Raw genomic sequence first — 19458 nt, 5'->3', positions numbered from 1 at the left:
CAAGCGGCCACAGGAAAAAGCTCAGACAATGAAATATAGCATATTGCATAATGTTCAGCCGTGGCATAGATAAGGAGACAACATCGATCGTTCCAGTGGAAAGCCATTTCATGTCGGAAGCCGAAGCCACCTCAGCCCCCCGGTCCATGTGGCGATTTGCCCGCCCGGATGACGACGAGCAGCCCAGCCTTCGCGAAGTCAACGCAACGATCTCGGTGCCGCACTCGGGGATCTGGCTTCGCCGGCTGTTCGCCTTCATGGGGCCGGGCTACATGGTTTCGGTCGGCTATATGGATCCGGGCAATTGGGCGACCGACCTCGCCGGCGGGGCCCAATTCGGCTACACGCTGCTTTTCATCATCATGTTGTCGAACCTGATGGCGATCCTGCTGCAGGCACTCGCCGCCCGGCTCGGCATCGCCACCGGCCGCGACCTTGCGCAGGCGTGCCGCGCCTATTATCCGCGACCGGTCAATTTCATGCTTTGGGTCGCTTGCGAATTGGCCATCATCGCCTGCGACCTGGCCGAGGTCATTGGCACGGCGATCGCCTTGCAACTGCTGTTCGGGATTCCGCTGATCGGCGGCGCTATTATCACCGCGCTCGATGCCTTCCTGCTGCTGTTGCTGATGAACAAGGGCTTCCGTTTCCTCGAGGCCTTCATCATAGCGCTTTTGATTATCATCTTCGGCTGCTTCGCCATCCAGATCTTTGCCGCCGCCCCGCCGGTCGGCTCCATCCTGCATTCGATGTTCGTGCCGTCGTCCGAGATCGTCACCAATCCGGCCATGCTCTACATCGCCATCGGCATCATCGGCGCCACGGTGATGCCGCACAATCTCTATCTGCATTCCTCGATCGTGCAGACCCGCGCCTATGAGCGCACCGATCGCGGTAAGCGCGACGCCATCAAATGGGCGACGACCGACTCGACCATCGCGCTGATACTGGCGTTGTTCGTCAATGCTTCCATCCTGATCGTGTCGGCGGTGGCGTTCCACGGCACCGGTCATCATGACGTTGCCGAGATCGGCCAGGCCTTCGAGCTTCTGTCGCCGCTGCTTGGCCTCGGCATCGCTTCCATCCTGTTTGCCGTAGCGCTGCTCGCCTCCGGCCTGAACTCGACGGTGACGGCGACGCTCGCCGGCCAGATCGTGATGGAAGGGTTCCTGCGGCTGCGCATCCCGCAATGGGCGCGCCGCCTGCTGACGCGCGGCATCGCCATCATTCCGGTGGTGGTGGTCACCGCGCTCTATGGCGAGAAGGGAACCGGCCAGTTGCTGGTCTTCAGCCAGGTAATCCTGTCGATGCAGCTCCCCTTCGCTGTCGTACCGCTGGTGCAGTTCGTCTCGGACAAGCGCAAGATGGGCAATTTCGCCATTTCCCGCGCTGTTGCCGTGCTGGCCTGGGTGGTTGCCGCGCTCATCCTGGTGCTCAACTTCAAGCTGCTCTACGATACGGTCGTTGGCTTGGGCTGAGCGTTCTCGGCTCCAAGCTGAGACGATAAGGTCGGCAGTCACCTGCCCCCGGTCCTAGAAATTTGCCGGCCGCTGTCGGACAAATGTCCGTTCGCCCGTCCTTGGCTCGAACTCCGGCCATGACGGCACGGACCAGGGAAAGGGAGCTCCAATGAGGAAGATCATCGCCGCAACATTCGTCAGCCTCGACGGCGTCATGCAGGCGCCTGGCGGCCCGCAAGAGGACCCTGTCGGCGGCTTCAAATTCGGCGGCTGGACGTTTCACTACTGGGACGATGTGATGGGCGCCGCGATGGGCGAGACGTTTTCAAAACCGTTCGCGCTGCTTCTCGGCCGCAAGACTTACGACATCTTCGCCGCCCACTGGCCTTATCAGAAGAATGATCCGATCGCCGACAGCTTCAACGCCGTCACCAAATATGTAGCGACGCACAGGCCGGATTCGCTGTCCTGGCAAAACAGCCAGCCGCTCGGCAGCGATGTCGTGGCGACGTTGCGCCGGATGAAGCAGGAGGACGGCCCCGACCTGCTCATTCAGGGATCGAGCGAGCTGATCCAGACCTTGCTCGCCAATGACCTGATCGACGAGATCAGCTTGCTGATCTTCCCGCTGGTGCTGGGCAAGGGCAAAAAACTGTTCGGCAGCGGCACGATACCTGCCGCCTTCAAGCTGACCCGTTCGCAGGCATCGACCACCGGCGTCCTCATGGCGAGCTATGAACGCTCCGGCGAGATCAAGACCGGGTCATTTGCCACGGAGCAGCCGTCCGAAGCCGAGATCGAGCGGCGAAAGAACTGGAAGTAGATGCCGCCGCGGGGCGATCAAGGACGGCTGAACACTGGCCGTCCTTTTTGCTGTTTTTAAGCCGCCTCTCGTCGCCCTGCCAACCCATCGCGGAGGTGGCCCGCGAATGCCAGTGCAGCCGGCGCGACGTCGTGCTTCGGCAAATGCAGATTGATCGAAAAATTCGGCAATGACGGCAGCTCCGGATCGTTGGCCAAAATGTCGAGGTCGACAGGCACGGTCGACGCCAACCAGGTGGTGACGGCCAAGTCCGAACGCACTGTCGCCGTCGTCGCGTCGATGCTGCCGTTTTCGAATACGGTGCGCCATTCCAGCCCATGCTCGTTAAGCGCCTCCAGCACCACCGGGCGGAACGCACAGGTCTCGGCGACCATCGAAACCGGCAAGGGCCGCTTGCCGCGGGCGGCGCCGCCTTTGGCGCCGACCCAGACCAGGCGATCAACAACAAGGCATTCACCGGCCGACCGACCGATCGGCTCCTCGATCACCGCGAGCTCTATCGTGCCGCTCGCCAAGGCTGCGGCCAACTCTGGCGACGAAGCACAGACAAGCGAGATCTCGACCTGCGGATAGGCCTCGGCATAGGCCTTCAGCACCGGCGCAAGCAAGGTGCCGACAAGGTCGTACGGCACCCCGAGCCTCACCTGACCGGCAACCGCATCGCCCACCATCTCCGCCAGGATCTCGTCATTGAGGGAAAGCAGGCGCTTGCCCTTGCCGAACAATCGCTCGCCGGAGCGGGTCAATCGCAATCCGCGCCGATCGCGATCGAACAGGCTGCAGCCGAGAACCTCTTCCAAACGCTTGATCTGCTGGCTGACGGCACCTTGCGTCAAATGCAGCACGTTGGCCGCCGCCGTCATGCTAGCCTTGTCGGCAACGGTGACGAAGGTTCGAACCAGGGCAGTATCGAGGTTGCGGAGCATCCGGCTATTATATTTGCTAATGCCTGTCATAGCAAACATTGCATTTACTGATGAGCCGAACAGCCTACGGTGCAGGCTTCAAAGGAAGCAGCATGTTTGAAACCGGCCTTCCCCTCGTCCTGTTCGCGCTGGTCTCAACCTCAACGCCCGGCATGGCCACGACCTTGTCGACGGCGTCCGGCGCGCAGTTCGGCTTTCGCCGCTCTATCCCGCTGATGGCCGGGAGTGCGGCCGGCCTGGCTACGGTGGCTGCGGCAGGTGCTGCCGGGCTCGCCGGTCTGCTGGCTGCCGCTCCTTCGCTGCAACTGGCAATGAAAATGGCCGGTACCCTCTATCTGACGTGGCTTGCCCTCAAGATCGGCCGCAGCGGTCCGCCCAACCTGGACGTGGCCATGGCAAAGCCGAACAGCTTTTTGGGCGGCGCCGGCCTGCAATGGATGAACCCAAAGGGCTGGGCCATGGGGCTGGGAGCGGCGGCATCCTTTGCCGCGCTCGCCAACGGGCCGCTGCAGCTCGCCGTGCTGCTCGGCACGGTCTTCGGTCTTGCAGCGGCCCTATCGCTGGCGGCGTGGTGCGTGGCGGGCACGCTGCTCGCCCGGTTGCTGCGAACCGAGCGGCAGTGGCGCATGCTCAACGCCGTGCTTGGCCTGCTGCTGGCCGCCTCGATCATTCCTATGTGGCGGACAGCGTAAGATCAGTTATTTCAGGCAGCGTAGCGTGCCGCCGGCTTGCCGGCCAGCAGGCTGCCGAAGAAACCTTGCCGCGCACCAAGATAGGATTCCAACCCAGCCGGATCGGAGAGCCCGGGCGCGGTGACGGTTTCGCCCTTGGCCAGGCCGACAAGCGCTGCATCGACCAGATCGTCGGCAGTCATAACGATCTCTGCCGGCAGGTCGGCAATATCGCTTCCGGCAACTTCCCAGAACTCGGTCCGCGTAGCCCCCGGCAGCACGACCTGTATGGCGACCTTGCTGTCGGCGACTTCCCGCTGCAAGGCCTCGGTGAAGTTGACGACATAAGCCTTTGTGCCGCTGTAGATGCCGCCGAACGAGGTGTCGAAGGCCAGCACCGACGCGATGTTAACGATGGCACCGCGGTTGCGCGCCAGCAGCTCCGGCAGGACCGCGCGGGTCAAACGAGTCAAAGCCACGACATTGACCTTGATCATGCGCTCGGCCACATCAGCGTCGGCCGTTGCCACCATCTGCGCGCCGCCAAGGCCGGCATTGTTGACCAGCAGCGTCACGCTGTCGTCGGTTGATATCGCCTGCTCGACCCGTCGCAGATCGCCGTCGTCGGCCAGGTCGGCGCTGATGACGCCGACCTTGATGCCATACGCGTAGCGGAGCCTCTCCGCCAATTCCTCCAACCGATCGGCGCGCCGCGCCACCAGCACCAGATCATAACCTAGGCCGGCGAGCCGGTCGGCATAGACCGCGCCGATGCCGGACGAGGCGCCGGTGACGACCGCTGTACCTTTGTCCTGATTGCTCATTGTCTTGCTCCTTCTGGTTCGATTCCAAATGCCAGTGCCGCACGGCAACACACCCTGCTTCGACTGGCACACGAATTATTGGCATATGCCACTATTTGAACGTAGGCATATGCCACCATCTTGTCAATCCGGGGAGCAAGGACTATTTCTGGTTTGCATCGAGGGGTCCCTTCCGGTCCCTCATCGGAAATCCGCCAATGTCCCAAACCACCCTGCCCGGCCTGGCGCTTTGCAATAACGCCATGCTGCGCCGCGCGACGCGGAAACTCGGCCAGTTCTATGACGATGTGCTGGCCCCATCGGGTCTGAAGGCCACGCAGCAGGGCCTGCTTTATCAAATCCACGTCGGCAACGAACCGACGATGGGTGCCATTGCCGCGGCCCTCGTCATGGACCTGTCGGCCCTCGGTCATACGCTGAAGCCGCTGATCCGCGACGGTTATGTCGAGACCTTCGCCGACCCTGCCGACCGCCGCATCAGGCGCGTCAGGCTGACACCGCAGGGCCGGACCAAGCTCGAAGAAGCCCTGAAGCTGTGGCAAGTCGCTCAGCAGCGCTTCGAGGAGATGTTTGGCAAAGAGCAGGCGGCAAGCCTGCGAGCGGCGCTGGACGAAATCGCCGCGCTGAATTTTGACGCACCGCCGGCCGCGACTTGAACTATCGGCGGCCGGCAGCCAAGCTCCACTGACAGCCTTATTCGGCCGGCATCGCCACCGGTCGCGCCGCCAGGTGGCCCGCCAGCACGACGCCCAGACCGACGATCGGGAATGCCGCCGCGACCACACCGAGGTCGGCCGGTGCGCCATAGCGCAGCACCGTGGCGCCGACCACGGCGCCCAGTGCCACGCCGAGATAGAGCGCCGAAGCGTTCAGCGACAGCACGATTGGCGCGGCATCGGGCGCCAGCTTGATGATGCGGCTGGCCTGCGCCGGCGGGAATGCCCAGCCGACGATGCCCCACGGCACCATCATGGCCATCAATGCCGGCCCGGCGATCTCGCGCGGCAGGAACATCGGGATCAGCGAAAACGTGACCAGCATCGCGGCACTCAGCGCCAGTGACCAGCAGACGGTGCGCGTCGCGCCGAAACGGTCGGCGGCCTGACCGCCGCCGATATTGCCGATGACCGCGCCAACGCCGAAAGCGAGCAGCATTCCGGGAAGCGCGATCGGGTTCAGTCCGCCGCCTTCGATCGCGAGCGGCGCGACAAAGGCAAAGACGGTGAAGGCGCCGATCAGGGCCAGGATGGTCGTCACCAGGATAGGCATGACGCCGGGGCGAAGTGCCGCTGCCAGCCGCATCCGGAGCGGCAGCCTGGTGCCGACGATGCCGCGCGGCAGCCGGTACCACAGGATCGCGCCGGCGAGCGCACCAAGGCCGGCAATGGCAAAGAAGGTGCCGCGCCAGCCGGCAACCGTCGCAACGAGCGCGCCGAGCGGTGCTCCGACCGCGACCGCAACCGTAGTGCCGCCGACGACCACGGCAATGGCGCGGGCGCGGTGATGATCGTCGACAAGCGCAACGGCCGTTCCCTGTGCGGTCGCCGCGAACAAGCCTGACGACAGCGCCATGACGATGCGCGCGATCAACAGCAATTCGAAGGAGGAGCTTAGCGCCGCGGCGACGTTGCCCACCACGAAGAACACCAGCGTCCACAGGATGACGCGGCGCCGGTCCCATTCGCCGGTCAGCGTTGCCAGGATCGGCGTGCCGATCGCATAGGCGAGCGCAAACGCGGTGATCAGCGTGCCGGCGAGCGGAACGGAGATGGCGGCATCCTTTGCAATGTCGGGCAAAAGGCTGGAGATGACGAAACCTTCGGTCGAAATCGTGAACGATCCGAGCGCAAGCCAGATGAGGCGCTTATCCATGGCAATTTCCTTAGTTCAAAGGTTATTGAACAATTGGACATAACAGGGCATGATGTCAATAAACCCGCTGCAAAATAGCCGAACCATCCTGACAGCCCGGTGTCAGGACGGGGCGACGGGACGAAACTATGTGTCCATTAGCCACGAGAGGAGATGCGTTGAAATCGGCTCCGAATGTGCTTAATTCCTGGGCATGACCTTGCCCCATCCCACCGCCGACCAGATCAGCCTGCCGAACGTGCTTGCCGTGCTCGGCGACCCGACGCGACTGGCCATCGTGCGCTATCTCGCCAGCAAAGAGGGCGTGCCGCTGAATTGCAGCCGGTTCCTCGATCTCTGCTCGAAGACCAATCTGAGCTACCATTTGGCCAAGCTGCGTGAGGCCGGCGTCACCCGCACCGAGGCGGTTGGAACCAGCCGGCTGATCACGCTGCGCCGTGACGATCTCGACCGCCGCTTCCCGGGCCTGCTCGACAGTGTTATTGCCGCGGCCGGCGACGCATCGTTGCCGGCGGTCGGCGGCCACGAGATCGAAGTCCGCGCCTGAACGACCCGAAGCTGGGTTCCGCTCTCGCCCGCCTCGCGAGGCGAGCAAAGTAGCTTCACCCGCCCTCCAGCCATTCCAATTAACGGAGCCTGCCATGCGCATTGCCGTCCTCGCCGACATCCACGGCAATGTCCTGGCGCTCGACGCCGTGCTCAACGATCTGCGGCAGCGCGGCGGCGCCGACCTCATCGTCAATCTCGGCGATTGCGTTTCCGGCCCGCTCTGGCCGCGCGAGACCATGGAGCGGCTCGAGAGGCTCGACCTGCCGACGGTGCGCGGCAACCACGACCGCCGCGTTGCCCGCGACCCACTGGACGACGCCATGTGGCCTTCCGACCGCTACGCGTACGAAAGGCTGACGGCAGCCCAGCGCGAGGCGCTGTTCGCGCTGCCGCTAACGCTGGACGTGGCGCCCGGCGTACTCGCCTTCCACGCCCGACCCGACCACGACGAAAAATACCTGACTGACGCGATCGTCGACGGCCGGCTGGTGCGCGCGCCGCTGGCCGCCATCGAGCGGCGGCTCGGCGCGATTGATGCCGCCTGCCGTATTATTCTTTGTGGCCACAGCCACCGCAGCGAGCTGATCCGCGTTGCCGGCGGTCCGATCATTTTCAACCCAGGCAGCATCGGCTGCCCGGCCTATCACGACGATACGCCGCCGGCGCATGTCTCCGAGCAGGGCTCACCGCACGCCCGCTATGGCATCGTCGAACTGCACCCCGATCGTTTCGAAGCCATCGCCGTCGATTATGACCACGAGGCGGCGGCGCGCCAGGCCGAGCAGGCGGGACGGCCCGAATGGGCTCACGCGCTGCGCACCGGCTTTATGTCGGGCTGAGCTCGCTCATCCCTAGCTGAACGGATGACCGCCTTCGAGCGGCAGAAGTCGCGACCGGTCCAATCTTCAGTCGTCAGACGCCGATCGCTTCGATCGCTTGGCAGGACGTCGGGTGCTGGCCGCCGAAGTCTTGGACGTCGAAGTCTTGGACGTCGAAGTCTTGGTCGCCGAAGGCTTTGGCCGTGACGTCTTGGGCGCTAGTTGCGTTGGGTTGAAAGTCTGTGCTGGGGCGGATTCGGAACCGGCCCGAATGTCGGCGTCGCGCACCTGCTGGCCAAAGTTCAGGCCGGTCAGCTCTTCAATCTCGGCCACCGTCGAAAGGAACTCCGATACCCTGGCAATTTCAAGCGGGTCATCGAATGCCTCGGCACGCTCGCCGAACGCTTCGGGCATCACTTCCAAAACCGGCTTCTGGTCCGCCAGCAGCGCGATGGCGCGCAGGCCAGCTTGATCGGACCACAGCGCGATCTTCCAGAACTTCAGCGGAACATGGCTGTCGAAGCGGTAGGGAGGATCGTCCTCGCCGAACACTGGCCCGGCAAACACCGTGACACGGCCTCGCGTCGTATAGGCGTTGCGCAGCACATAGGTTTCTACCGCGCGCCATCTCAACTTCCCTTTGGAGCCGGGATGGTCAAGCGAGCTTCCTTGATTGAAGAAGCCGACTTGCGGCGCAGCATTGGTATAAAAGAACGTGTCGCGTTCTGCCGCGACCGCCTCCTGATCGACGCCCCATGCGGGGTCGCCGCGAAGTGTAATATGGCCCTTCTGGAACATTCGAGCGACTCGTTCCTTGGATTTTGCGACGGGAAATCCAGGCACATTCTGGCTCGAATAGAATTCCTGGTTCATCTGCTCGCCAAGGTCGATGCGCCGATCCGGCCGGAAAGCATCGCTGGCTTCCGAACCGGAAATCGACTCCACCCCCAATTCGACAAGCGACGGGTTGTCGATGACCGTCTTGTCCTCACGATTGACCGCCTTGGTGCGGAATCCATCGATATTGCAGGCGGTGACGAAGGCAAGCCTGCGATCGGCGTTCATCAAGATCGAAAAATGATGGTAGCGCAATTCGTGTGGGTCCTCTCCCGGTTTGGCAAGAAGGTTTTTGGCCAACCGGTAGGGTGAATTGGCAACCGTCGGCATTGCCAGGACAAAGCCCGGTATGAAGCCGGGCTCATACCCTCCACGATCGTCGAAATCCTCTGTTTTCCAACCCGCGGCCTCGGCGATGGCCACCTTCCCGGGTTCGCTTGCCGGGCCTTTGCCGTCGCTTCGTCTCGCATCGCCTCCGTCGCGGTCGATCAGCGGCGCCCGGACATTTATCTCGACGGGAAAAGTCCAGGTGACCGAGCCATCGGCATTGTGTCTCGTCGCCGGCGGATTGCGATCCGGTTCCGGCCGCTGCACCGGCTTGTCCGGCACATCTTCGCGAATATCGGCGTTCAGCCGAACTGTCTCGTCCATCATGCGCGGCATGCCGGCCCAAATCGCCAGAGCTTGCGAAACCGCCGATGCCGAGGAGCCCGGCAGCTTGGACTTTCTAGCACCCAGATCGTCAACGATGGCGCTGATCCGTATGCCTTCGTTGATCTCGCGCGCAAGCGCATAGCCACCTATGCCCGTCACCTCGTGGAACGGGCCAGCCCAATGGTGCAGGGCAATAGGTTCCCATTCATTGTTGAAGACCGGTGAACCGGACGAACCCTGTTCGGTGTCGGCGACATAGTGCAGCACTTGCACCGTTTCGTCGCGGGCCACCAGCCGGTTTTCACGCAACACCAGTTCCTTGAAGCGGCCATCGGGATGCTGAACGATGTTGGCGATTTCGCCGAGCATATGCTTGTCGCGCGCATCCGACAGCGAGATAAAACCGAACTCCCCCAGTTCCTTTGGACCGGAACGCCGCTCGCCGACTCCGATCAGCGTGTAGTCCAGACCCTCTATGCTATCGGTCACGAAACAGGATTCAGGATCGAACAGGAACGTCGTCGGCGTACGCACGGCATTCGCACCGTCCTGCTCATAATCGAACTGAACCTGGAAGCGCCGGGAATCCGCCGGCGACGAAATCACATGGTTGTTTGTGAGGAACAGCCTTGGCCCGACCAGAAAACCCGATCCTTGTGGATTGCCGTTGAGAAAGGCAACGCGGCCAACCGCATCGGCAGCACGGCGCCCACGCTCGAGGAATGCGATCCCGATGAAATCGAGCGTTGGGCCGAGAATTGCCTCCGGCCCTGGCTGCTTGGCGGCGGCCTTTCTTTCCCCGGCAGACCTCATGTCGATCGCTGCCGATATCATCTCCGCTTCGGTGCGGCTGAGCGACGCCTTTACCTGCAACCTGTCGAGGCGCCTGGAGAGGGTCTGTTCGGCGGCCAGCGGATTGCCGTTGGCGATGTGACCAAGTGAAGCCTCAATCTCGGCGCGCGTTTTCTTGATACGCTGGCGAACTATGTTTTCCACCTGCGCAAATATTTCAAGGTCGACCATATTGCCCCCCTCAACCTTACTTGAGAGAGTGCATATTTACATGAAATGTGCAATATTTTGCCGGCTGTTAGTTCACGGAAGTGGCCTGGTCGCGATTCAACACGCGGCACCTTTTCGGGCTTACACAGCGCCGCCTCGTCGCCTATAAAAACCGGCTGGCGTGCGATGGCGCTTTCGTGCCTGGCCGCGCCTTCGGCAATTGAACCTACCGCCCATGGCAGATGATTAGGCGCACAGTAACACTCCCGACGACGCTGCTTGCGATGGTTGCTGCTCCGCTGATGCTGGCGGAGTTGCCGGCCAACGGCCAGGAGCCGGAGCCCATCATCTCGATTGTGACGGGTCTTGCTCCGGATGATCTCCTGAACGTGCGCGCCACGGCGTCGGCTATGGGCAAGGTCGAGGCGCGGCTGCCGAGTGGATCGAGCGTGAAAAACCTCGGCTGCGGCGACGTCAGCGGCTACAAGTGGTGCAAAGTCCAAGACATTGACGACCCGAAGCTGAGCGGATGGGCTCCCGCACGCTACCTCGACCCCATCAATCCCCAGCAAGTGACGCCCCAGGCGGCGGCCGATACGGAGAACCCTGCCTCTCAACCGCTGCCCGATCTGACAACGCGCCTCGGCGCAACCGGTCCCGAAACAACGCTGAACTCCGCTGACGCAATCGGCAGGGTGGCGATCGAGGACGCTTACCGCTTGGCCCTGACCGCTGGAAACCCCTCGACTGCACAGGTTGATGGATCGCCGCCCGTGGCTGCCGACCCCGTCCGGAATTTCGGCGCGGCCAACGCGGCGCCCCCGGCCGACGCACAGACCGTTGCGCGGCTTCAGCCGCCGGGGACACCGGTACCCGGTGCCGGCAACGCCATCCCCTGCGCGCGCTATCTCGGCCAGCCGATGACCAGCTGCAAGGCAGGCGTGGTGCGCACCGGCGACAAGACCGACGTGACCGTGACCTGGCCCGATGGCGGCACGCGCATCATCAGCTTCAAGGCCGGCAAGCCGGCCGGTGCGGACGCACCCGGCGAATTCCGCTTCACCCGCGAGGGCAGCCTGAACATGATCCGCGTCGGTGCTTCCGAACGCTTCGAGATCACGGACCAGTTGGCGCTGGGGGATAGTGGTAAGGGGAATAAGGCAGTAGGGCAGTAGGGCAATATGCTTAAGGGCGCTCGAACCTCTGCCCTACTGCCCTACTGCCCTACTGCCCTACTGCCCTACTGCCCTACTGCCCTACTGCCCTACTGCCCTACTGCCCTACTGCCCTACTGCCCTACCCGCATTTTAGGGGGTTACATCCGGCAAAACTCTTCCCTATAAGGCCCTCCTAGCCTGATACCAGAATCGCGCGCACAACCGGCCGGGTCATCCCGTCCGGCTTTTTGTGCAAGCCGCCCGCCGAACGGACCCTCGACATGCCAAGACGCACCGACATCAAGTCGATCCTGATCATCGGGGCCGGCCCCATCGTCATCGGCCAGGCCTGCGAGTTCGACTATTCCGGCACCCAGGCCTGCAAGGCGCTGAAGGAAGAGGGTTTTCGCGTTATCCTGGTCAATTCCAATCCGGCCACCATCATGACCGATCCGGAACTGGCCGACGCCACGTACATCGAGCCGATCACGCCCGAAGTGGTGGCCAAGATCATCGCCAAGGAGCGGCCGGACGCGCTGCTGCCGACCATGGGCGGCCAGACCGCGCTCAACACCGCTTTGTCGCTGCGCCGCATGGGCGTGCTCGACCGCTATCAGGTCGAGATGATCGGCGCCGACGCCACCGCAATCGACAAGGCTGAGGACCGCGCGCTGTTTCGCGAGGCGATGAACAAGATCGGCCTGGAAACGCCGAAGTCGATGCTGGCCAACGCCACCGACGTCAAGAATGCCGACCGCAAGACGCACGAGGCCGAGCGCGCCGCGCTGAAGGCGGAAAAGCCCGAAAATCTCGACGCCGCGCTCGATGCTCTGGAAACGCGCTGGAACCTCGGTGAGGGCGACCGCAAGCAGCGCTATATCAGCCATGCCATGGCGATTGCAGCACAAGCGCTCGACCATGTCGGCCTGCCCGCAATTATCCGCCCCTCCTTCACCATGGGCGGCACCGGCGGCGGCATCGCCTACAACCGCGCCGAATTCTTCGAGATCGTCCAGTCCGGCCTCGACGCCTCGCCGACCACCGAAGTGCTGATCGAGGAGAGCGTGCTCGGCTGGAAGGAGTATGAGATGGAGGTTGTCCGCGACAAAGCCGACAACTGCATCATCATCTGCTCGATCGAGAACATCGACCCGATGGGCGTGCATACCGGCGACTCGATCACCGTCGCCCCGGCGCTGACGCTGACCGACAAAGAGTACCAGATGATGCGCAACGCCTCGATCGCGGTGCTGCGCGAGATCGGCGTCGAGACCGGCGGCTCCAACGTGCAGTTCGCCGTCAACCCGGCAGACGGCCGCCTGGTGGTGATCGAGATGAACCCGCGCGTCTCGCGCTCGTCGGCGCTGGCTTCCAAGGCGACCGGTTTCCCGATCGCCAAGATCGCCGCCAAGCTCGCTGTCGGCTACACGCTGGACGAGCTGGAGAACGACATCACCGGCGGCGCCACGCCGGCCTCGTTCGAGCCGAGCATCGACTATGTCGTCACCAAAATCCCGCGCTTTGCCTTCGAGAAATTCCCCGGCGCCGAGCCGGTGCTGACCACCTCGATGAAGTCGGTCGGCGAGGTCATGGCCATCGGCCGCACTTTCCAAGAATCGCTGCAGAAAGCGCTACGCGGGCTGGAAACCGGCCTGACCGGGCTGGACGAAATCGAGATCCCCGGCATCGGCCATGGCAGCACGGCCGCCAGCCACGTCGACGACCGCAACGCCATCCGCGCCGCCTTGGGCACGCCGACGCCGGACCGGCTGCGCATGGTGGCGCAGGCGATCCGCATGGGCACCTCGCTGGAAGACGTGCACGCCATGTGCAAGATCGACCCGTGGTTCCTCGAGCAGATCGCCGGCATTCTCGACATGGAAGCGCGCATTCGCGAGCACGGCATCCCCGAGGACGCCGCCAATCTGCGCATGCTGAAGGCGATGGGTTTCTCCGATGCCCGCCTCGCATCCCTGGTCAGGAAGGACGTCGAAGAGATCGAGAAGATTAGGCGTACACTCGACGTTCATCCGGTCTACAAGCGCATCGACACTTGCGCCGCCGAGTTTGCTTCGCCCACCGCCTACATGTATTCGACCTATGAGGTGCCGTTCGCCGGCGCGCTCGCCAACGAGGCGCAGGTCTCATCGCGGAAAAAGGTCGTCATCCTCGGCGGCGGCCCCAACCGCATCGGTCAGGGCATCGAATTCGACTATTGCTGCTGCCACGCCGCGTTTGCGCTGCGCGACGCCGGCTTCGAGGCGATCATGATCAACTGCAACCCGGAGACCGTGTCGACCGACTACGACACCTCCGACCGGCTCTATTTCGAGCCGCTGACGCCGGAGGATGTGCTGGAGATATTGCGCGCCGAGAAGGCGTCCGGCGAGCTGGTCGGCGTCATCGTCCAGTTCGGCGGCCAGACGCCGCTGAAGCTCGCCGATGCGCTGGAGAAGGCCGGCATCCCGATCCTCGGCACCTCGCCCGACATGATCGACCTGGCCGAGGACCGCGACCGCTTCCAGAAGCTGCTGCACAAGCTCGGCCTCAGCCAGCCGAAGAACGGCATCGCCTATTCAGTCGAGCAGGCCCGCCTCGTCGCCGGCGAGCTCGGCTTCCCGCTGGTGGTGCGCCCGTCCTATGTGCTCGGCGGCCGCGCCATGCAGATCATCCACGACGAGAGCATGCTGCAATCCTATTTGCTCGACACCGTGCCCGGCCTGGTGCCGGAGGACATCAAGCAGAAATACCCCAACGACAAGACCGGCCAGATCAACACGTTGCTCGGCAAGAACCCGCTTTTGTTCGACACCTATCTCTCGGGCGCCATCGAGGTCGATGTCGATTGCCTGTGCGACGGCAGGTCGACCTACGTCTCCGGCATATTGGAACACATCGAGGAGGCCGGCATCCATTCCGGCGACAGTGCCTGCTCGCTGCCGGTGCATTCGCTGCCCTCCGAGCTTGTCGACGAGCTCGAGCGCCAGACGGCAGCGCTTGCCCGCGCGCTCAATGTCGGCGGGCTGATGAACGTGCAATATGCGATCAAGGACGGCACCGTATATGTGCTCGAGGTCAACCCGCGCGCGTCGCGCACCGTGCCCTTCGTCGCCAAGACGATCGGGCGGCCGATTGCGAAGATTGCCGCCCGCATTATGGCCGGCGAAAGCCTGGAAGACGCCTTCGCCCACTACGGCGCCATGCCCGACCCGCGCAACCCCGGCCACATCGCGGTCAAGGAAGCGGTATTCCCGTTCGCCCGCTTCCCCGGCGTCGACATATTGCTCGGGCCGGAAATGCGCTCGACCGGCGAGGTCATGGGCCTCGACCGCGACTTCGCGCTGGCCTTCGCCAAGAGCCAGCTAGGCGCCGGCGTCGACCTCCCACGTTCCGGAACGCTGTTCGTCTCGGTGCGCGACGAGGACAAGAAAGGCATCCTGCCGGCGGTCAAGCGCCTCGCCGGCCAGGGTTTTAAAGTGCTCGCCACCTCCGGCACCGCGCGCTTCCTCGCCGAGAACGGCGTCGTCGCCGAGAAGATAAACAAGGTGCTGGAAGGCCGCCCGCACATCGAGGACGCCATCCGCAACCGCCAGGTGCAGATCGTCTTCAACACGACTGATGGCCAGAAGGCGGTGTCGGACTCGAAATCGCTGCGCAGGGCAACGCTGATGCAGAAAGTGCCGTATTACACGACGCTGTCAGGTGCAGCTGCCGTGGCCGAGGCAATTGCGGCGCTGAAGGCGGGGAGCCTGGAGGTTCGGCCGCTGCAGGAGTATTTTGCGTAGGCGATTAGCCAATCTCCCTCCTTGTGGGGGAGATGGCCGGCAGGCCAGAGGGGGGCGCTGTCCCGCCGGCGCTGCGATCTTGCCAACACCCCGCTCGGCGCTCATGCGTCAATCGACCTTTTCCCACAAGTGGAAGGTATATGCCAAGCTGACGCAGAAAGCGCCTTCCCACGCGACACTCTCCGGCGCTTTCGCCTGGCAGAGGCGATCATTGGAAGTGCTGCCCCTTCCACGGGTATTTTTTATACAAGACTTAGTTCTTGATAGCGAAATGGTGTAGTTATCTACTCAGCCTAGACTCAGAACGCTTATGCGGGCGTCAACTCATACGGCTCACCGGAGTAGAGAATGAGTGCGAAAAATGCTCGAGCTCGCCATCGCCGGTTTCTTACGGCCGGATTTTTTCCCCCAGAACTTCCAAAGTGCTTTTATAGTGAGAAACTTGGAAAATACAGAAATTATCTCTTGGCAAATTTCGACAAATTACCAAAGTTGGGAAAGTCAAAAGATCCAAACTATTACTATTATAAGGGACACAGATCGTCATTTAACTATCCAAGATTTACTAAACATCACCGAAGGCACTCGTTTATAAATCCAATATCGTACTTTTTCTTGTCAAAGATACTTTCTGATAAGTATATTGAATTAAGAAAGATATCTAAGAATTCAAATATATCAGTATCTCCATCTGTATTCGATTGGAGCGGGGATCGCGCTTTAAAGCGCCCCGTGTTCGAATCGAGAGAGTTCTTTCTATCGAATTTAAATGCAAGATTTGCATATATACTACACACAGATCTTAGTTCATTTTACCATTCCATATACACTCACGCAATTGCATGGGCGATACATGGAAAAAACTTCGCAAAGAAAAACCGGTCTCTAAAGCACGCGGGGAACCTCATCGATTTGATTTCAAGGAACTCGCAAGATGGTCAAACAATTGGCCTGCCCGTTGGCCCCGATACATCGCGGATGATCGCTGAACTGGTTGGTTCGGCGATCGACCTTCCAATCCAAAGCAGTCCTGGCATAACTTTAAATTCGGCGATGCGTTTCGTTGACGATTTCAGCATTGGAACACACACCAAGGAACGAGCTGAAGCTGTAATTGCATCGATCAGACGATCAGCAAATACATTCGAACTAGATATCAATAATGAGAAAACGTTCATTTCGGCGAGCAGCTCATATTACGTTTGGGGCTGGAAAAGCTATATACGGTCGATCATTCCCAAACCTCCATACGATCCGCAGTCGATTGATTTATTTCTCTACAATCTGAATCGCACGTCTGGTGAAAATCGAGACAGTAATGTTGCAAAATTTGCGCTTCAAAACGCGCGACGTGCGTTCTTGGAGTGCGATTCGTGGAAGCAGGTTGAAATGTATCTCATTTCAATCTATCGAGAAAATCCAACAATCATTTCCATCTTAGTTGAGATATTTATTATAAGGCATCTTACTAAAGCTGACTTAACAATAGATTTGATTCAGGACCTAGTGCAGTCGAGCCTCCCTGTTTTATGCGAACAGCAAAAAGCTGGTGAGGCGATATGGCTGTTGCATCTGGCTATCTCTCTAGGAATCCCGTTGAAAACAAAGGTGTTAAAACCTTTTTTAGCGGAAGAAGACGCTTTGATCGCAGTGCTAATAGCTGATGCCCGTTCTAAGGGGTTGGTCGAAGGAAATATCAGTTTTTCTCATTGGAACACTTTTTTGACCGCGGATGGCTTGAACAGTCATATGTGGCTATATGCTTACGAAACTACGCTAAAAGGCATAAACGGAACGACAAAAATTAAACACGTCACCGACCACGAGTATTTCCGCTATTTTTATAAGAAAAAAATTGAATTCTATCGTTCAAGCCAAGATTTCTATAAACTGGCTCCGCTACTGAAAAAGATGAAGAACGAAAATTTGGCGAAGAGCAAGCTTGTCGACGATTTTGAGTTAGACTTATCTTTCGACATCGAAGAAATCGATTTCGACGATGGAGCTGCTGATGAATATTAATTTTGGCGCGGCGATTTGGCTTAGACAAATGGGACGCGGGAGATCGCATTTCAGGCATCGCGGCACCGAGAGTCAGCGCGCCTAGCTGTGATTAGCCGCCAACGTTGCTCACCTCAGCCGAGAAATCCAATAAACCGTCCGGCGAAAAGCACAGCCGTCCACAGCACCAGCGAAAGCACCGCCAGCATGGTCGCGGCCCCACCAGCCGGCTCGTCACTGCCTTTTACGCGGCGCATGAAGACAAGAAAGTTGGCGCCGGCAAGCAGGATGAGCGTCATCTTGGCGAGGAAGATCGGCATCGCCGCATATTCGCTCGCCCTGACTGAAAAGAGCAGCGACCCCGTGACAAGCGCTCCGGCGAACGCGCCGAATGCGGTACGGCGCAGCAGCGCCACGAACGGTGCCTGCGGCAGCGCGCGGAAGGCGCCGAGGATCCTGAGGTCCATGAGCCAGACGCTGGTCAGCAGCGCGCCGACCGACATGATGTGGAGCGCGTTGACGATTGGATAGGCGACGAAGGAGGCCTTCAGTCCCCGCACCAAAGCGAGTTGCTCGATGCCGGCGAACAGCCCGTCCATTCAGGCCGGCGGCACGCGGTCGGGATAGACATCATAGGTCTTGCCGCCGACGATGATGCGGACTGCCTTCATGCGCTTTTCGCTGTCGTCGCGCGAACGGTGGCCGATCGCGGTCACCTCGTCGCCGACCTTGGCAACCTTCTCGGTGAAGCCGGCGGCAATGGTGCGCGACGGCGGCGCCATCTCCACCCGCCACACCTCGCCCTCGGCGTCGACGTCCAGCGTGGCGTGCGGATTGCCGATATAGATGGCCGTTATCTTGCCTCGGAGTTCGAAAAACCCGTCCTGCGTCCACGACCAGCCGTGATGGGCATAAGCCGCACTGACGGCGGCAAGGATTACCGCCGCTGCCAGCGTGACGCTCCGGTTGAAAGGCGACAGCATCGCTCGTCTCCTCGGTTCGGCATTAGAGGGTAGGTCAGCGCGCCGCAGCGTCAAATCACATCGGGACAAGAGCCCGGCACCGGCAGGATTTCCCGATACGCCGACAGGGAATGCCAAGGTCAGTGGCAGCAATCATACTGCAGCTGCTCGTCCCAGTCCGGCCGGCCCTCCGGCGCGAAATCCATCAGGTTCCACAAGATCTCGCAGGTACCGATGGCGCGCGGGTCCTGGCCGGGTTCCGGCAGCGTGAAACCCAGCTCGGAGCTCCAGAAATGCCTGATACCGTCGGCATCGCGGTGGAACACCGACAGGACGGGGAGTTGAGCGCCGGATTCGTCCTCGGCGTGGTAGTCGCGCTTGAAGCTGTTGCCGGCCGAGGACACCAGCCGCATGTTCACCCAGCCGCGGTCGCGGCCAAGCGTCAGCAGGTTTTCCAGCGCCGTCTTGCCCACCACGGCGAAATTGAAACCGGCCGCCTCGAGATGGCCGATGGCGCCGTCGAATTGGTCTAGCAGCGCCGTGCAGGACGGGCATGGCTGGTCCGGCCGAGCGAGCTTCGCCGTGCCGCCGCTGGTCGCGACGTCACGCGTTTCCTGCGGATGGCGCGGGAACATCATCGAGTAGACGATCAGCGTGTCCTTGCCAGGCGAGAACAGCTCCGACAATTTTATGCGCGCAGGCTTGCCGTCCTGCCCCAGTCCGTCAAACACATAATCCTGCGGCACCAGCCCGCCCTTGGGCAACGCGCGGCGGGCGACGGCCACATCCTCCATCGCGCGGCGCAGCTCGATCTCCTTCTGCAAAAGGGTTTCGCGGGCGGTGCGGTATTCCTGGGATTCGTTGGGAAAGCTGATCATCGTCATCTCCATCTCTTAGGATTTTGACGACGCGCGCCAAGGTTCCGGCAACGCGCCTTGCCTCTCAAGGACGCATGGCGAAGGGCGGTTCCGACATTTTTTGCGGCGGGCGGAACCCCCCCCCCCCCCCGGGATCCCCACCCCAAGTCCCACGCCCAAGTGGGGCCACGCCCACCTCTCCCCGAGGGGAGAGGGGTCGTCGGCGTTGATGCCAGCCTCTTCTCCCCGGCGGGGAGAAG

General features: G+C 61.5%; 16 protein-coding genes. 9 read left to right on the top strand and 7 right to left on the bottom strand.

Features of this window, described 5'->3' with window-relative positions:
• Positions 1-110 precede the first annotated feature (110 nt).
• A complete protein-coding gene (locus tag NKI54_RS19515; protein WP_023678309.1) occupies positions 111-1478 on the top strand; it encodes an Nramp family divalent metal transporter in 1368 nt (455 codons plus the stop codon).
• A gap of 151 nt (positions 1479-1629) precedes the next feature.
• On the top strand, positions 1630-2283 hold the full coding sequence (locus NKI54_RS19510; RefSeq protein ID WP_023678310.1) for a dihydrofolate reductase family protein: 654 nt from the start codon (positions 1630-1632) through the stop codon (positions 2281-2283).
• A 56-nt stretch (positions 2284-2339) separates the two neighbouring features.
• Here the strand turns inward: NKI54_RS19510 and NKI54_RS19505 are convergent, their stop codons facing one another.
• The gene (locus tag NKI54_RS19505) at positions 2340-3209 is read right to left on the bottom strand and encodes a LysR family transcriptional regulator (RefSeq protein ID WP_352638255.1); all 870 of its coding nucleotides are present in this window, start codon (positions 3207-3209) and stop codon (positions 2340-2342) included.
• Positions 3210-3301: 92 nt separating this feature from the next.
• Between NKI54_RS19505 and NKI54_RS19500 the strand changes: the two genes are divergently transcribed.
• On the top strand, positions 3302-3901 hold the full coding sequence (locus tag NKI54_RS19500; RefSeq protein ID WP_023678312.1) for a LysE family translocator: 600 nt from the start codon (positions 3302-3304) through the stop codon (positions 3899-3901).
• Between the two features lie 11 nt (positions 3902-3912).
• Here the strand turns inward: NKI54_RS19500 and NKI54_RS19495 are convergent, their stop codons facing one another.
• On the bottom strand, positions 3913-4704 hold the full coding sequence (locus NKI54_RS19495; protein ID WP_023678313.1) for an SDR family NAD(P)-dependent oxidoreductase: 792 nt from the start codon (positions 4702-4704) through the stop codon (positions 3913-3915).
• A gap of 197 nt (positions 4705-4901) precedes the next feature.
• Here NKI54_RS19495 and NKI54_RS19490 point away from each other — a divergent pair, with 197 nt between their 5' ends.
• Entirely contained in the window at positions 4902-5360 is a 459-nt protein-coding gene (locus NKI54_RS19490) for a MarR family winged helix-turn-helix transcriptional regulator (RefSeq protein WP_023678314.1), read from the top strand.
• Between the two features lie 37 nt (positions 5361-5397).
• On the opposite strand, the gene NKI54_RS19485 is transcribed toward NKI54_RS19490, so the two are convergent.
• Positions 5398-6576 (bottom strand): MFS transporter, encoded by a 1179-nt coding sequence (locus NKI54_RS19485; protein ID WP_352638257.1) that lies wholly within the window; start codon positions 6574-6576, stop codon positions 5398-5400.
• 193 nt (positions 6577-6769) lie between these two features.
• Here NKI54_RS19485 and NKI54_RS19480 point away from each other — a divergent pair, with 193 nt between their 5' ends.
• A complete protein-coding gene (locus NKI54_RS19480; RefSeq protein ID WP_352457526.1) occupies positions 6770-7123 on the top strand; it encodes an ArsR/SmtB family transcription factor in 354 nt (117 codons plus the stop codon).
• A gap of 94 nt (positions 7124-7217) precedes the next feature.
• The gene (locus NKI54_RS19475; RefSeq protein ID WP_352638258.1) at positions 7218-7964 is read left to right on the top strand and encodes a metallophosphoesterase family protein; all 747 of its coding nucleotides are present in this window, start codon (positions 7218-7220) and stop codon (positions 7962-7964) included.
• Between the two features lie 66 nt (positions 7965-8030).
• Here the strand turns inward: NKI54_RS19475 and NKI54_RS19470 are convergent, their stop codons facing one another.
• Positions 8031-10457 carry a DNA/RNA non-specific endonuclease gene (locus NKI54_RS19470; protein ID WP_352638259.1) on the bottom strand — a complete coding sequence of 809 codons (2427 nt, stop codon included), beginning with the start codon at positions 10455-10457 and terminating at the stop codon, positions 8031-8033.
• A gap of 263 nt (positions 10458-10720) precedes the next feature.
• Here NKI54_RS19470 and NKI54_RS19465 point away from each other — a divergent pair, with 263 nt between their 5' ends.
• From NKI54_RS19465 to NKI54_RS19455, 3 genes are all read left to right on the top strand, one after another.
• Positions 10721-11611 (top strand): SH3 domain-containing protein, encoded by an 891-nt coding sequence (locus NKI54_RS19465; RefSeq protein ID WP_352586878.1) that lies wholly within the window; start codon positions 10721-10723, stop codon positions 11609-11611.
• Between the two features lie 263 nt (positions 11612-11874).
• Positions 11875-15378, top strand: coding sequence for a carbamoyl-phosphate synthase large subunit (gene carB / locus NKI54_RS19460; protein WP_352638577.1), 3504 nt, complete (start codon positions 11875-11877; stop codon positions 15376-15378).
• 348 nt (positions 15379-15726) lie between these two features.
• On the top strand, positions 15727-17400 hold the full coding sequence (locus NKI54_RS19455; protein WP_352638575.1) for an RNA-directed DNA polymerase: 1674 nt from the start codon (positions 15727-15729) through the stop codon (positions 17398-17400).
• Positions 17401-17513: 113 nt separating this feature from the next.
• Here the strand turns inward: NKI54_RS19455 and NKI54_RS19450 are convergent, their stop codons facing one another.
• From NKI54_RS19450 to NKI54_RS19440, 3 genes are all read right to left on the bottom strand, one after another.
• Entirely contained in the window at positions 17514-17978 is a 465-nt protein-coding gene (locus NKI54_RS19450) for a DUF6644 family protein (protein ID WP_352692206.1), read from the bottom strand.
• Positions 17979-18362 (bottom strand): DUF6152 family protein, encoded by a 384-nt coding sequence (locus tag NKI54_RS19445; RefSeq protein ID WP_352638573.1) that lies wholly within the window; start codon positions 18360-18362, stop codon positions 17979-17981.
• Positions 18363-18481: 119 nt separating this feature from the next.
• Positions 18482-19219, bottom strand: coding sequence for a DUF899 family protein (locus NKI54_RS19440; protein WP_023678325.1), 738 nt, complete (start codon positions 19217-19219; stop codon positions 18482-18484).
• Positions 19220-19458 lie beyond the last annotated feature (239 nt).

The organism is Mesorhizobium sp. M0663, assembly GCF_040320585.1.
Lineage (GTDB): Bacteria > Pseudomonadota > Alphaproteobacteria > Rhizobiales > Rhizobiaceae > Mesorhizobium.
This window is presented reverse-complemented; position numbering and strand designations above follow the sequence as displayed.

Coding starts and splice junctions, on each gene's coding strand:
- NKI54_RS19515 (WP_023678309.1), top strand. CDS start 111: ATGTCGGAAGCCGAAGCCACCTCAGCCCCCCGGTCCATGTGGCGATTT.
- NKI54_RS19510 (WP_023678310.1), top strand. CDS start 1,630: ATGAGGAAGATCATCGCCGCAACATTCGTCAGCCTCGACGGCGTCATG.
- NKI54_RS19505 (WP_352638255.1), bottom strand. CDS start 3,209: ATGCTCCGCAACCTCGATACTGCCCTGGTTCGAACCTTCGTCACCGTT.
- NKI54_RS19500 (WP_023678312.1), top strand. CDS start 3,302: ATGTTTGAAACCGGCCTTCCCCTCGTCCTGTTCGCGCTGGTCTCAACC.
- NKI54_RS19495 (WP_023678313.1), bottom strand. CDS start 4,704: ATGAGCAATCAGGACAAAGGTACAGCGGTCGTCACCGGCGCCTCGTCC.
- NKI54_RS19490 (WP_023678314.1), top strand. CDS start 4,902: ATGTCCCAAACCACCCTGCCCGGCCTGGCGCTTTGCAATAACGCCATG.
- NKI54_RS19485 (WP_352638257.1), bottom strand. CDS start 6,576: ATGGATAAGCGCCTCATCTGGCTTGCGCTCGGATCGTTCACGATTTCG.
- NKI54_RS19480 (WP_352457526.1), top strand. CDS start 6,770: ATGACCTTGCCCCATCCCACCGCCGACCAGATCAGCCTGCCGAACGTG.
- NKI54_RS19475 (WP_352638258.1), top strand. CDS start 7,218: ATGCGCATTGCCGTCCTCGCCGACATCCACGGCAATGTCCTGGCGCTC.
- NKI54_RS19470 (WP_352638259.1), bottom strand. CDS start 10,457: ATGGTCGACCTTGAAATATTTGCGCAGGTGGAAAACATAGTTCGCCAG.
- NKI54_RS19465 (WP_352586878.1), top strand. CDS start 10,721: ATGGTTGCTGCTCCGCTGATGCTGGCGGAGTTGCCGGCCAACGGCCAG.
- carB (WP_352638577.1), top strand. CDS start 11,875: ATGCCAAGACGCACCGACATCAAGTCGATCCTGATCATCGGGGCCGGC.
- NKI54_RS19455 (WP_352638575.1), top strand. CDS start 15,727: ATGAGTGCGAAAAATGCTCGAGCTCGCCATCGCCGGTTTCTTACGGCC.
- NKI54_RS19450 (WP_352692206.1), bottom strand. CDS start 17,978: ATGGACGGGCTGTTCGCCGGCATCGAGCAACTCGCTTTGGTGCGGGGA.
- NKI54_RS19445 (WP_352638573.1), bottom strand. CDS start 18,362: ATGCTGTCGCCTTTCAACCGGAGCGTCACGCTGGCAGCGGCGGTAATC.
- NKI54_RS19440 (WP_023678325.1), bottom strand. CDS start 19,219: ATGATCAGCTTTCCCAACGAATCCCAGGAATACCGCACCGCCCGCGAA.